The 15,918-nt window shown below is 36.0% G+C and carries 7 protein-coding genes; all 7 read left to right on the top strand.

The window, feature by feature from the left end; translation table 11 throughout:
* Positions 1–1,387 precede the first annotated feature (1,387 nt).
* Positions 1,388–4,564, top strand: a complete 3,177-nt coding sequence (locus QWY91_RS05985; RefSeq protein WP_290232577.1) for a SusC/RagA family TonB-linked outer membrane protein — start codon at positions 1,388–1,390, stop codon at positions 4,562–4,564.
* Positions 4,565–4,575: 11 nt separating this feature from the next.
* A complete protein-coding gene (locus tag QWY91_RS05980; protein WP_290232575.1) occupies positions 4,576–6,474 on the top strand; it encodes a RagB/SusD family nutrient uptake outer membrane protein in 1,899 nt (632 codons plus the stop codon).
* 31 nt (positions 6,475–6,505) lie between these two features.
* Positions 6,506–9,532, top strand: coding sequence for a SusC/RagA family TonB-linked outer membrane protein (locus QWY91_RS05975; RefSeq protein WP_290232573.1), 3,027 nt, complete (start codon positions 6,506–6,508; stop codon positions 9,530–9,532).
* A 20-nt stretch (positions 9,533–9,552) separates the two neighbouring features.
* On the top strand, positions 9,553–11,286 hold the full coding sequence (locus QWY91_RS05970) for a RagB/SusD family nutrient uptake outer membrane protein (RefSeq protein ID WP_290232571.1): 1,734 nt from the start codon (positions 9,553–9,555) through the stop codon (positions 11,284–11,286).
* 26 nt (positions 11,287–11,312) lie between these two features.
* Entirely contained in the window at positions 11,313–12,344 is a 1,032-nt protein-coding gene (locus QWY91_RS05965; protein ID WP_290232569.1) for a DUF5627 domain-containing protein, read from the top strand.
* Between the two features lie 19 nt (positions 12,345–12,363).
* Positions 12,364–14,499, top strand: coding sequence for an endo-1,4-beta-xylanase (locus tag QWY91_RS05960; RefSeq protein ID WP_290232568.1), 2,136 nt, complete (start codon positions 12,364–12,366; stop codon positions 14,497–14,499).
* A 258-nt stretch (positions 14,500–14,757) separates the two neighbouring features.
* Positions 14,758–15,894 carry an endo-1,4-beta-xylanase gene (locus tag QWY91_RS05955; protein ID WP_290232565.1) on the top strand — a complete coding sequence of 379 codons (1,137 nt, stop codon included), beginning with the start codon at positions 14,758–14,760 and terminating at the stop codon, positions 15,892–15,894.
* Positions 15,895–15,918: the final 24 nt, after the last annotated feature.

Raw genomic sequence — 15,918 nt, 5'->3', positions numbered from 1 at the left:
GTAGCAGTTCGTTCTTAAACATTCTTAATTCAAAACCATGTTTACAGGCTTCAAAGACTTTTAAAGAGTTTAGGTAAAGAAAATTTGGTGGACATAGAAGCCCAGAGTTGTAACATTATCAACTTGCAAAGTTTCTTTACAAAAATGGTTTATCGGTAGTAAACCCTTTGTCATTCAAGAGGGTAATAACTGAAGTAAAAGTATATTTAAATAGCCTTTTTCTAACAGAAGGTTTATAAATGCTATCCGTTCAATAATTATCACAGCAGTGCTTACTTCGCTTTTAGCATATCTTCAATTACTCCTAAAACATATTTGGTAATGCTCTCAAATCAAACTCGACCTTAGAAGATATGATTTATCTACATTGAATATGTTTTCAGAACCAAGAATAAATTCGACCATTAGACCCTTCAAATGAATATAATTTTTGCTGAATTAAATGAAGGTAAATATTTTTTAAAACTTAGAATCCAAAATTGAAATTTAAAATAAGGAAGTCGATTAGATACATTTCTCTAAAAAGGCTAATTTATTTTTGATAATTTTTCAATGTTGATTTTATATAAATATCAAAACAAATAATCTTCAATTTCTTCCCATTTGATTGAATAAACCCAATAATTGTTCTCAATCACTTGACTTACTAAATTGGGAATAAATTTTATAGAAATAAAAATTGATAAAATTCAGTTAAGAATTCGCGATATTTTGTTTTAAAAACTCTTTAGGAAACAACGAATTTTAAATGATTTCTACAAAATAATCATGTAAGAATGGTTTCTGATACCACTTCTTTAGAAAATAGACATTTCTTCATAACTGATCATAGTCAAAGTTACAATAATTCGATCAGTATAGGTTTTATAGGGGTTCGCATTAGTAAATTAGCTTGAAATATGTACTGTATTAAGCCAGTTAACAATCATTTTACCATAATTTTTTCATCATGTAACATAACGTAAAGTATTTGTAACACCACAATTATCTATAAGATGAAATAACGGATATATTTGGCAGAGATTTTTTAATGAATAATTCACAATTAGAGGTATTATAACTTATCAAAATCTTAAAATTACTGGGTTTTTAATTATAAGTTAATAAAAATCGAAGTCCTGTTTCTGAAAAATATCCTAAGCAATAACAGTGAATAACGTTCTATTCTAAAATTTCAAATAATACTGAAAATGAAATATTAATTGAGGAATGAAAAACTATTACCAAAAAGAAAGAAAGCGATGCCTGCCTATTATGGTTAGGAGGTTTTATTCAAGAGATATGGTACTTCAAATGTTACTTTTTTTATTCTTAAACACGAAAACGTTATCGAGTATGAATGGCAAGCCAACTAGAATGATTATGAATCATTTTAAAATATTTTAATATGAAAATAAATTTACTAAATCATCCTTTCTCAACTAGAATAGTGTTTATTCTACTATTGATTCATCTAGTTTTTTTTTCTTCGGCTTACGCTAGTTATAATAACCCAAACAGTGGAAGTGAACAACAAACAATTAGTGGAACGGTTACTTCATCAGAAGATAACCTTAGCATACCGGGAGTGAATATTCTTGTGAAGGAAGTACCAAATCTTGGTGCTGTTACCGATATGGATGGAAATTTTACCATAAAGGCTCCAGCAAATGCTACCCTGGTTTTTAGTTTTATAGGTTATAAAACTATCGAAAGAAAAGTTAATGATCTATCTGAAATTAATGTGATAATGGATCCAGACCAAGATGCCCTTGAAGAAGTGGTTATTGTAGGTTACGGTAAACAAAAAAGAGAGACAGTTGTAGCCTCTATTGCAGAAGTTAGTGGTGACGTTTTGGAGAGAGCAGGAGGGGTAACCAATATTGGTTCAGCACTAACAGGAAACGTACCTGGCGTTATAACCAGTGCCAGTACTGGGATGCCAGGAGAAGAAGATCCTAGGATTTTAATTCGAGGACAAAGTACTTGGAACGATTCTTCTCCACTTATCTTGGTAGATGGGGTGGAGCGCCCAATGTCTAGTGTTGCAATAAGCTCTGTAGAATCAATTTCTGTATTAAAAGATGCTTCTGCAACTGCAGTTTACGGGGTTAGAGGTGCAAATGGAGTTATTCTTATAACTACCAAAAGAGGTGAGAAAGGTAAAGCCACAATAAGGGCACGAGTAAACACTACCATGAAAAGACCATCAAAATTGCCAGGAAAATATGATGCTTATGATGCCTTAAAAGTTCGTAACCAAGCTATTGAAAATGAACTTGCTTTAAATCCCAATGCGTGGAGCGATTATATGCCATTAGATATTATTGATAAATATAGAAATCCAGCAAACCAATCAGAGCGAGAGCGATATCCAAATGTTGACTGGGCGAATACACTTTTTCGTGATTATACAATGTCCTATAATGCTAACTTAAATGTTAGTGGAGGAACCGATTTTGTAAAATACTTTGCAACTGCGGACTTTCTTAGAGAAGGTGACTTAATGGAGCAATATGATAATGACAGAGGCTATGAACCTGGATATGGTTTCAATAGACTAAATGTTAGGGGGAATTTGGATTTTCAAATAACACCAACCACATTATTTCAGGTCAATTTGGCTGGATCTCATGGCGTAAAGAAAAGTCCTTGGGGAGCTACCGGTAACGAATATACCATGTGGCTAGCAGCATATACAACAGCACCTGATGTCTTTTTACCGCAATATTCTGATGGTACTTGGGGATATTACGCACCTAATGAAGGTGTGGCCACCAACTCTGTAAGATCTTTAGCTATTAGTGGTATACAGTATATGACAACTACTCGCTTAACTACTAATTTCACAATAAACCAAAAACTTGATATGATTCTTGATGGTCTTAATTTTAACGGTACCATTGCTCTGGATAATACCTTTGTTGAAGCTGATCGTGGAGTTAACGATTTAAATAACGGAACACAAGAAAAGTGGATCGACCCAGATACAGGAACTGTTTTATATCAGCAAGCTTATGATCCTAATAGTAGATTTGATTTTCAAGAGGGTGTTAGATGGACTACAAGTCCAGGAGCTGTTCAAAATTGGTCATCTTACAGAAAATTATTTTATCAACTCCAATTAGGGTATAATCAAACTTTTGATGGTAGACATGATGTCTCATTAATGGGTCTTATGAATAGGAATGAGAATGCAACAGGAAGTCAATTACCACAATATCGTGAAGATTGGGTGTTTAGGACAACTTATACGTTGGATGATAAGTATACCTTCGAGTATAATGGTGCCTATAATGGGTCTGAAAAATTTAGTTCCGAAAATCGTTTTGCATTTTTCTCTTCAGGTGGTATTGGCTGGATTTTGTCCAGAGAGAATTTGATGAAAAATCTTTCCTTCCTTGATATGCTTAAGATTAGAGCGAACTACGGAGAAATAGGTGATGATAATGTAAATGGTCGTTTCCTTTACATGACGCAATGGGGTTATGGGGGTGCATCGAGAATGGGGGTTACTGGAGTTAATGCTGAAGAGAGTCCATATACCTGGTATTTAGAGGATTCCGTAGGTAACCCTGAAGTAAGCTGGGAGAAGGTTAAGAAAACTAATTTGGGGCTTGACTTCGGTTTTTTTGATGGATTTATAAAAGGTAGCTTTGATTATTTTAGAGATGAAAGAACTGATATTCTCATCAATGGAGGGGATCGTGCGATACCTTCCTATTTTGGGACAGAAGCACCAGTAGCTAATTTGGGGCGTGTTAAAAACGAAGGTTTTGAATTTGATTTAAACCTAAGTTATAGGTTTGAAAATGGCTTAAGATTATGGTCAAATATCAATATGACTCATGCTCAAAACGAAGTTATAAATGCGGATGATCCTACTTTATTGCCAGATTATCAACAAAGAGCGGGATTACAAATAGGCCAGGCTTATTCGCATGTTACGCCAGGTTATTATAATACTTGGGATGATCTCTATGCTAGTACAATTCACAATGCGAATGATGGTCAGAAACTACCTGGAAATTATCATATTATCGATTTTAATGGTGATGGAGTTATAGATTCCTATGATAATATTCCATTTGGTTTTACTGGTTCACCACAAAATACCTATAACACTACCGTGGGATTTGATTGGAAAGGTTTCAGTAGTTATGTGCAGTTCTATGGGGTAAATAATGTAACCCGTCAGGTAGTATTAGGTAGCTTGGGAAGTCAAAATAACGTGGTGTACGAAGAAGGTAGTTATTGGTCTAAGGATAATTTTAATGCAGACTCCCCGGTGCCACGCTGGTTGACTACACCATCAGAGTATAATGATGCTAATAGATATATGTACGATGGGTCTTACTTAAGACTAAAAAATGCAGAAATAGCTTATACTTTCGATGCAAACTCAGGTTTATCGGAAAACCTGGGTATAAAAAACCTGAGAATATTCTTAAATGGTAACAACCTTTTCCTATGGTCTGATATGCCAGATGACAGGGAGTCTAATTTTGCTGGCACGGGTTGGGCTTCTCAGGGAGCATACCCTACTGTGAAACGATACAATTTAGGAGTAAATATTACTTTTTAAAAAATAGCATTATGAAAAATTGTTTCAAAAACATAATAAAATTCAATTTAGCAATCAGTCTTTTAATGATAGTTTCTTCCTGTGAAGATTATCTAGACAGGGAAGCCGATTCCATTGTCTCTGAAGAAGAAGCATTTAAAAACTTCACTAATTTTCAGGGTTTTACCGAAGAGCTTTACCATTGTATACCTAATTTTACCAACGCATATTGGACCAATTCTTGGAATTGGGGAGACGATGAAATTCAATCTACGGCACGAGATTTTCACATTTTACCAAAGTTTGAAAACGGAAACTTTTGGGCCTGGCAACACGAATTTGATGGTTGGGATGCTGGCTGGATGAACAGAAATGATGCTTCTACTAATGATCCTAATGATCAACGTATGAGCAAGGATTTATGGACATTAGGCTGGTATGGAATACGAAAGGTCAACTTAGGACTTGCCAATATGGATAAGCTTACCGACGCCACTCAGGAAGAAAAAGATTTAATTAAAGGGCAACTTTTATTTTTTAGAGGATGGTTTCACTTTCAGTTTATACAATATTTTGGTGGCTTACCTTATATAGACGAAGTATTGCCCAGTGATGAACAGCTCCAGCTTCCTCGTCTTAGCTATCATGAAGCTGCAGATCTGGCAGCAAAGGATCTAAGGGCCGCAGCAGATTTACTTCCAGTAGATTGGGACGATACGGAAGCCGGTACCGCTACTTTAGGGAAAAATCAATTACGTATTAATAAAATTATGGCTTTAGGCTATCTAGGGAAAAATTATTTATGGGCAGCTAGCCCACTTATGAATCAGGAATCTACTGGTAGTTCTCAGTTTAATACCAACTACGCAGAGCAAGCTGCAAATTCTTTTGCAGAATTGTTGAACCTTACAGAATCGGGAGAAGCAGACTATTCGTTATTACCATTTTCAGATTATTATTTAAATTTTTACACCAGTGGCCAAAACTGGCAAATGCCAGGAAGTAACGAAGCAATTTTTAGGGGACCCTACTTTGATGCACATGGTTCTAGTTATGGAACAGCAAAGCAATATCAACCGGCTCCTATTTTAACCGATGGCGATGTTAAGTTCTTACCTACTGCCAATTACGTAGATTTTTATGGGATGGCTAACGGCATGCCTATAGAAGACATAACTCAAGCAGATCCAGAATCTGGTTATGATCCCGAGTACCCATGGAGGAATAGAGATCCCCGGTTCTATAATGATATAGTTTATGATGGAGTACAAACGGTACAGGGGTCTATGCCTGAAGATGAAGAATATAATCGTTATGCTAATCTATTTACCGATGGAAGTTACAGAAATATAAGAACCGGTAGTAGAACTGGTTATTTACTATACAAATTTATTCCAAGGACTGCCAATAAATATGATGAAGGATATGGCTATGGTAATAGCCTAAATATTCATATTCCATGGATGCGGTTGGCTGATGTATATCTAATGTATGCTGAAGCAGCGGCACAAGCTTACGGTTCAGCAACCGGGCAGGCTCCAGGATACAGTAAAACTGCGGTTGATGCTATTAATGTTGTAAGAGAAAGAGCTGGCGTTGGTCAGGTAGCAGATGAATTTTTAGGATCTCTAGAAGGTTTTATGAGTGAAGTACGCCGGGAGCGATCAGTAGAGCTGGCTTTTGAAAGACACAGGTTTAACGATTTAAGAAGATGGTTATTATTAACCGAAAGCCCATACACTTTAAAGAAATCTGTAGAGTTTGATCGCGCAGGAGAACTGAATACCGATGATCCTTCCCAAAACAGGGTTTTAAATTTAAGGGAGGAAATAATTCTGGAAAGAAATTACAGTAGTAAACACTATTGGCTTCCTTTAAAAAATGTGGATGTAAACATGTATTTGGAATTTAGTCAGAATCCTGGCTGGTAACCACATTGTGTTCAATTTAAACCTATAAAGAATGAATTATATAAAATTTAAATTAGTTTTTTGTGCACTAATTGGCTTTTTGCCTTTTGCAGGTGTTTCACAAACATCTGAGAATATACAGGTGGAAGCTACTGTTCGAGGTAAGGATAACAACCCTATAATAGGTGCTAGCGTTAGCTCAGCGGATAATAGTGTTTTTACCGATTCAGTAGGTAGTTTCTCTATTTCAATAGACTTGTATTCCATACTTAAAATAGAAGCTCCTGAATATAGCGCAAAGACGGTAATTGCTAACCCAGAAGTGAATACGATTAAACTAGATCCATTAGAGGATTATAAGAATGTAAATGTTGCTTTCCGAAAAGTCGAAAAAAGAAATTTAATAAACGGAGTTTCTTCTGTGGATCTGGAATCTTTGATGAAAAAAAATTACAATATTGCGACTTTGCAGAATATGGAAGGCTTCGCAAATGGTTTTCACGGTAACATTTGGGGAATGGATGAGTATCTAGTACTTATTGACGGAGTGCCAAGAGATGTTGGTAGTGTGATGCCCACTGAAATTGAACAAATAACTTTTTTAAAAGGAGTTTCAGCTGTGGCTTTATATGGTAGTCAAGCTGCAAAAGGGGTAGTTCAAATTACCACAAAAAGGGGAGAAATTCAGAAACAGGAAATAGACGTTAGGATAAATGCCGGATTGAATGTTCCTAAAAGTTACCCAAAATATCTTGGATCTGCAGAATACATGAGTCTTTATAATGAAGCTAGAGCTAACGATGGTTTAAGTCAACTGTATGACGAGGAAACTATTTACAACTATGCTTCTGGGGATAATCCTTATAGATATCCTGACGTTAATTATTATTCTTCAGATTACTTACAGCGAACCTATAATCGTTATGATGCTACAGCTCAAATTACCGGTGGTAATGAAACTGCTCAATATTATACTAATCTTGGTTTTTTTACTGCAGGCTCACTTCTTGATTTTGGAGAAGCTGAAAATAACAGAACTCAAAGATTTAATATTCGCGGAAATGTTGATATCGATATCACCGATTTTCTTTATGCTACTGTCAATGCATCAGCCGTTTATTATAATGGTTGGGGCGTGAATCAAGCAAATGATACCGATTACTGGGGAAATGCTGCAAGTTTAAGACCAAACCGATTTTCCCCACTCATTCCAACAAACATGATTGAGGAAAATGATGAGAACTCTATGCAGTTTGTAGAAAATAGTAGCTTCCTTATTGATGGAAAATATCTTCTGGGAGGTACTCAATTAGACCAGACAAATCCTTTTGCAGCAATTTATGCGGGAGGAAGAACTAATTTCACCAATCGAGAATTTCAGTTTAATACAGGGATTGGTGCAGATTTGGGAGGTATAATCAAAGGCTTAAGTTTTCATTCCAATTTTGGGGTAGATTATTCAACATCCTATAATCAGTCATATAACAATGAATACGCTGTATATCAACCTAGTTGGACAAATTACAATGGCTCTGACATGATTTCAGGTCTTACTCAGTTTGGTCAAGATGCTAGATCGGGAGTCCAAAATATAAGTGATAGTTGGTACAGGCAGACACTATCATTTTCAGGACAGTTTGATTACGAAACCAAAATAGAAGAAGATCATAATATATCTGCAATGCTTATTGCTAACGGTTTTCAGCAATCTATTTCTCAGGAATATCATCGTACTAGTAATGCTAACCTTGGTATATATTTGGGTTATGATTACTTAGATAAATATTTTGCAAACTTTAGTGGTGCCTTTGTCCATTCGGCCAAATTGCCTGAAGGAAATCGACAGGCTTTTTCTCCAACTCTTACCTTCGGATGGCGTTTAAGTGAAGAAAATTTTCTTCGAAATTCTAATGTAATAGATAATTTAAAACTTACCGCTTCTGCAGGAATTTTGCATACCGATATAGATATACAGGATTACTTTCTTTACCAAAGTATCTATACTCAAACAGATGGAGCTTGGTTTAACTGGCGAGATGGTGCTTTAAGCCGTTCGATAGATTCAAGAAGAGGACAAAATGATGATTTAACTTTTGCTAAGAGAGAAGAAATTAATTTTGGAGTAGAGGCGTCGTTATTTGATAAGCTTTTTCAGATTCAGGGATCATTTTTTGCGAACAGGATGACAGGAGGTATCGTACAGGCTTCTATCTTATACCCAAACTATTTCAGTACAGGTTGGCCAAACTCTTCTTTTATTCCTTATGTCAACTATAATGATGACCAAAGGATCGGATTTGATTTCCGAGCAGATTGGAATCAACAATTTGGAAATATAGAGACTAAACTTGGAATAGTGGGGACCTACTATGAAACTAAGGCCACAAAAAGAGCTGAATTGTTTGAGGATGCCTATCAAAATAGACAGGGAAATCCTTTAGACGCTATTTGGGGATTGGAGAGTGAAGGCTTGTTTAGTAATGATGAAGAAATCGATAACTCAGCATCGCAAAGTTTTGGTGAGGTTGCACCGGGAGATATAAAATATGTCGATCAAAATGGAGATGGAGTTATAGATAATCAAGATGAGGTATACCTAGGCAAAGGTGGTTGGTATGGTGCTCCTTTTACCTTAGGTGTTAACTTTACTGCAAAATGGAAGAATCTTACTTTCTTTGCACTGGGTATAGGACGATTTGGAGCTCATGCCATGAAAAATAACTCTTATTTTTGGATGGATGGCGAAGATAAATATTCAGTAATAGCTCGAGATCGTTGGACACCGGAAACCAGTGAAACGGCAACATATCCAAGATTAACAACAACCAATAGCAATAATAATTTTAGGTCTTCAGATTTCTGGCTTTATAGTACAGATCGTTTTGATCTGGCAAAAGTTCAAATATCCTATAACTTGCCAAAAGCGTTATTTCGTAAGTCTTTTGTAGAGGAGTTGGGTGTATATGTTAATGGGGCTAATCTTTTAACCATATCTCCTGAAAGAGAAATTTTGGAGTTAAACGTTGGAAGTGCGCCTCAAAACAGGTTTTATAATCTGGGTTTAAAAGCAATATTTTAAAAAATTTAAACATAAAGGAAATGAAAAGTAAATTACTACTTCTTTTATTTATAGGCTTTACAATTGTAAGTTGTGATGATCTTATAGAGCCTGCCATAGAAAATAACCGTAGTCTGGAAGATATGTATTCTGAGGCCGAGTTTGCCCAGGGTATTTTACTAAATGGATATACACGGCTTCCTAATAATAATTATACCTTTAGTGATGTAGCTACCGATGATGCCGTGAGCAACGTGAATGACAATCCTTACCGTGAGATTGCTACCGGACAATGGACTGCTCAAAACAATCCGTTTGATCAATGGCAAAATGCTAATGCAGCCATACAGTACCTCAATATTTTTCTGCGAGAAGCCGATAAAGTGACTTGGGCTGAAGATGAGGAAGTTAGTGAAATGTTTAATAACAGACTTAAAGGAGAGGCTTATGGGCTAAGAGCTTTATTTATGTACTATCTTTTACGCCAGCATGCAGGCTGGGCAAATGGAGAACTCTTGGGCGTTCCAATTTTATTAGAACCAGAGGAAACAGGTTCTGAATTTAACCAACCACGAGCAACTTTTGAAGCTTGCATGCAACAACTATATGCAGATGTCGGAGAAGCTGAAGCATTATTACCATTAGACTATGAAACACTTTCCAATTTGCCAGAAGGCTATACAGATTTGGCAGATTATAATAGAGTTTTTGGAGAATATGCCAAGCAAAGGATGACTGGACGTATAGCTAAAACCATAAGAGCAAAAGCTGCTTTATTGGCTGCCAGTCCTGCTTATGCCGATGGGAATAGTACTACCTGGACTGATGTTGCAAACTATGCGGGTGAGGTTCTTGCACAAAATGGTGGTGTAGATGGAATAGCTGAAAACGGTCATACCTGGTATAAAAATGATTCCCAAATAAGCAGTATTGGGGGAGGGGACAATCCACCCGAAATTATTTGGAGGACAGATGTAGTTCAAACAAGCGATTTGGAACAACAACATTTTCCGCCCACGTTATTTGGAGATGGGCAGCTAAATCCATCACAGAACCTAGTAAATTCATTTCCTATGGCTAATGGTTATCCAATTTCAGATCCTGCAAGCGGTTATGATCCGTCAAACCCTTACACAAACAGAGATCCAAGACTAGACCATTATGTAGTAGTCAATCAAAGTACAGTAGGACCAAATAATTCTACGATAATAACAGCGGTAGATGGTACTACTAATGATGCCTTAAATGCCGCAGAAACTTCTACTAGAACAGGATTTTATTTAAGAAAATTATTGAGACAGGATGTCAACTTGGATCCTGTTATTAATAATACTCAGCAGCATTATACGGCACGCATGAGGTATACTGAATTATATCTGATTTATGCGGAAGCGGCTAACGAAGCTTGGGGCCCCCGTGGTAACGGAACAGTTGGCTTTTCAGCCTACGATGTTATTTCTGGAATACGTGAACGAGCCGGGATAACGCAACCCGATCAATATTTAGAAACTATAGGTTCAGATAAAAATGCGATGCAGGAGTTAATAAGAAATGAACGCCGATTAGAACTTTGTTTTGAAGGATTCCGATTTTGGGATTTACGTCGATGGGATAGTGATTTAACAGTGCCAGCAAAAGGGGTAAGTATTCTTAATGGCAGTCATGAAACTATAAATGTTGAAAGTAGACTTTATGAAGAATATATGCGCTATGGTCCAATTCCTTTTAGTGAAGTTCTAAAATATGATGCCCTTGTCCAAAACCAGGGTTGGTAATTAATTTAATTCCTAAAAAATAGAAAATGAAAAACAAAATATATGTAGTGGCCGTAATTATTTTCTCAATGCTTACTTCCTGTGAAAATAATAGTTGGGAGTTTGATGATTATGAATTTCAGACGGTTTATTTTGCTTACCAATATCCAGTTAGGACAATTACTCTTGGAGAAGATATTTTTGATACCTCATTGGATAATGAAGGTAAAGCGAAAATCATGGCGACTACGGGAGGTACTTATGATAATGATCAGGATGTCTTTATAGATATCGTTGTCAATAATTCATTAACTGATGGTCTTATATTTGATGATAATAATATGCCTATTCAAGCTATGCCAGAGAGTTATTATACTTTAGAATCTAATGAAATTATAATTCCAAAAGGAGAACTTACAGGTGGGGTGGAATTTCAGTTAACCGATGCATTTTTCGAGGATACTCTTGCTATTGGTAGAAATTATGTTATACCAGTTCAAATGACCAATGTTGTTAGTGCAGATTCTATTCTTTCTGGCATTCCGCTCGCAACAAATCCAAGAAGACCATTGCCACAAGACTGGGATGTATTACCTAAAGACTTTATTTTATATGCAGTAAAGTATGTAAACCCCTGGCATGGTAATTACTTAAGACGGGGAGTGGATATAATAGAAGGAACTGCGGGTAATGAAAATCTGGATGAGACAGTAAATAGGCGAGAGGAATATGTAGTAGATGACGAAGTAGTTTCTTTAGAAACTAATGCTCTGGATCAAGTACTATTGGATTTAGTGTTTAGAAATAGTGATGGTTATGAAGTGAACTGTACACTTATCCTAAGTTTTGATGATTCCGGTAATTGTACCGTAAGTGCTGCATCTGATGATTATACCGCAAGTGGAAGTGGTAAATTTATAAAAGATGGAGAAGAAAATAGTTGGGGGGGGAAAGACCGTGACGCACTTTACTTAGATTATGAAGTTAATCTGGACGAAGTAAATGTTAGTACTATAGACACGCTAGTACTTAGGGATCGCGGTGTTACTATGGAAACTTTCTCTCCAATACTAGAATAAATTATAAAATAAATCGATTATGAAATATTTAGATCGTTTACTTTTTTGTGGTGGATTGTTTGCTCTGGTTTCTTCCTGCGCAGATCCAGATCCATTAGAATTTAATGTTCAAAAACCTGAAGGCATAGAGGCCCAGGAAAAAATTAATGAATATGCACCTCTAAAAAGCTATTTAGATAGTACTTCTAACTCAAATTTCAAATTAGGAGGGGCTGTTTCAATTTCCGACTATATTAATAAAGGATTGATGTATAGGTTGATCAATAGAAATTTTGATGAATTTACTGTGGGTTACGGTATGAAGCATGGCGCAATTGTACAGGCAGATGGTTCTATGGCACTTTCTCAGCTTAAAGAGCTTATTACAGCTGCAAAAGAAGCAGGTACTTCTATTTACGGCCATACCCTCACCTGGCATGCCAATCAAAATGCTAGTTATTTAAATAGTTTGCTTCAACCACTAATTATTGAATCACCATCCATTCCCAATGATTTAAATAAAACAGGATTAATAGATAGCACTTTTACAGGTTTTTCAACTAATCCTGAAAATGCTTTAACAATTATTGAAAATGAAGGAATAGGAGAAGGTAGTCACGCTATTAAATTAACGGCACCTTCAACCGCAACCGAACCCGAAGATCTTCGATTTTCTACTTCGCAAATACCAATAGTAGAAGGTCACGAGTATGAAGTTATCTTTTATATAAAGTCAGATAAGCAGGGAGAAGGACGGATATCTTTTGAAGGCTTAAATGAAAATTTACCACTGATAGATTATACAGGAGAAGGAACCAGTACAGAAACGTTCCAAACCGATTTTTCTTGGAAAGAAGTTAGATTTAGGGTAAGTGATTTCGTAGGAGAATCTTTCAGCTTAAATTTTGATTTAGGCTATCAGCCTGGAGTAACTTATTACATAGATATTAATAACCTATACATTTATGATACGCAGGGAGATCCAATAGTAAGTAATCTTGTAGAAAATGGAGATTTTGAAACCGGCACCGGTTGGGGAGGCTGGGGAAATGGTTCATCGAGAGGAGTAACCGAAGATGGACTTGGTTTTGGAAATGAAGGAAGCGCTTTTTTCGTTACTAATCCAACGCTTGCAGATTACTATTTAGTGCAATCAGTTTATGAATTTTCAGAAAATTTAGATAATGCCGAAACTTATACGCTTAGTTTTTGGGTAAAGGGTGATGCAGAAGGTATCATTAGACCAGAATTGCAGAGTCCCGATTATAGTGCTGACAGTTTTGGTCAAATCACAGTAAATCAGGATTGGAAAAGAGTGGAATTAGAAACCACAGTTACTGCTGATGATCGTGGTCGGCTACTCTTTAGTTATGGAGAATTTGCAGGTACGGTTTATATAGATAATGTTAGTCTTGTTAGTGCTTCTGGAGGTGGTGGTTCTACTACTATTTTAAATAGAGAACCGGCCGTAAAACAAGCTATTATTGAAGAAGAATTAGAACGTTGGATTTCTACAATGGTAACTACCGCTTCCTATATAGATGCTTGGGATGTGGTAAACGAACCGATGGACGATGGGAACCCATACGAATTAAAAAGTAGAGAAAACGATTCAGATATTACTAGTGACGAATTCTATTGGCAAGATTATCTTGGTAAAGATTATGCTGTTAAAGCTTTTAAACTAGCTAGACAATATGGGAAACCCGAAGATCTCTTATTTATAAATGATTATAATCTGGAATATAATTTAGATAAGACCAAAGGACTTATTGAATATGTAGAATACATAGAAAGCAATGGTGCCACAGTAGATGGTATTGGTACACAGATGCATATAAGCATAGATTCTGAAAGAAGTAATATAGCTGAAATGTTTCAGCTTCTTGCTGAAACCGGTAAACTCATAAAAGTTTCCGAGTTGGATGTTAAAACCAACGTTTCTGAACCAACAGCTGACGTTTTGCAACAGCAAGCCGAGATGTATAGATATGTTGTAGAGGCTTACAAAGAACATGTTCCACATTCTCAAAGATATGGAATAACCATCTGGGGAATATCTGATAGTGGCGAAGATGCAAGTTGGTTGCCGGGAGAATTTCAGGGTTTGTGGGATGAGAATTTTAATCGAAAGCCCGCTTATAAAAGTTTTGCTGAAGCTCTGGAAGAATTATAAAATTGCTATAAATAAGTACTAAAAATTTTTCAAGAATGATTGCGTTGCTATCCGTTTTGATTTATAAGTGTTTGAATTTTACTGATTAGTTCTCCTAACAAAAAAAGTCTGTATACCGGCTGGATGGCAACGCTTATCCGGTGTGAATTAGCCTTTTTTAGAAGTTAGGGGAACTTTTTTTTATTAAGAAATTATAAATTATTGAAAACTAATTTTTTGAAGTTTTAAAATATTACTGCTATGTGCAAAAGAAAAAAAATGTCTATTTTTATATTAATTTTAAGTGTGTTTTTTACATTTTACAGCTGTAATTCTCATAAAAATGCAGTTGATAATAGTGGTAAGTACAAATTGAGCCTAAAAAATGCCTTTAAGGATAATTTTTATATTGGAACAGCGCTTAATGCATGGCAAATTACGGGACGGCAGCCTGAAGAACTTAAGGTTGCCACACAGAATTTTAATTCTATAGTTGCCGAGAATATAATGAAAAGTGCACAAATTCAACCAAAGGAAGGGAAATTCAATTTTGAACTTGCAGATAAATTTGTGAAGCTCGGCGAAGAAAACGATATGCATATTCACGGACATACCCTAATATGGCACTCCCAGGCTCCCGATTGGTTTTTTACCGGTAAAGATGGGAATACGGTTTCAGAAGAAGTGCTTATTCAAAGAATAAGAGATCATATTCATACAGTTGTGGGTAGGTACAAAGGGAGAGTTCACTCTTGGGATGTGGTCAATGAGGCTATTGAAGACGATGGGAGTTATAGAGATAGTAAGTTCTATCAAATATTAGGTGAAGATTTTATCAAATTGGCATTTGAATTTGCGCATGAAGCCGATCCAGAAGCCAAGCTTTATTACAATGATTATTCTATGGCGGTACCGGAAAAACGCCGCGGAGTAGTGCGAATGGTAGAAAGGCTTAAAAATGATAATGTTCAAATCGATGGGATTGGAATGCAGGGGCATATTGGATTAAAGCATCCTGATATTATGGAGTTTGAAAAAAGTCTGGAAGCTTATGGAAATCTAGTAAAAGTGATGATCACAGAATTAGACCTTAGTGTTTTACCTTCACCGTGGGGAGATGCAGGAGCAGAAATTTCTGATAATTATGAGTACGATGATAAAATGAATCCTTTCCCAGATGAGCTACCAGCTTATGTTGAGAAACAGTTTACGAAAAGGTATGTAGAATTTTTTGAATTATTCCTGAAACATCATGATAAAATTGAAAGAGTTACTCTTTGGGGAGTAAACGATGGAAATTCATGGAAAAACAATTGGCCGGTAAGAGGAAGGATCGATTATCCGTTGCTATTTGATCGTAAAAACCAGGCTAAGCCTGTGGTAAATGAGCTTATAACTTTGGCTGAGGTAAAGTAAGCCTACAAAATTTGAAATTATAAA

The sequence above is a fragment of the Zunongwangia endophytica genome, assembly GCF_030409505.1.
GTDB classification, from domain to species: domain Bacteria; phylum Bacteroidota; class Bacteroidia; order Flavobacteriales; family Flavobacteriaceae; genus Zunongwangia; species Zunongwangia endophytica.
This window is presented reverse-complemented; position numbering and strand designations above follow the sequence as displayed.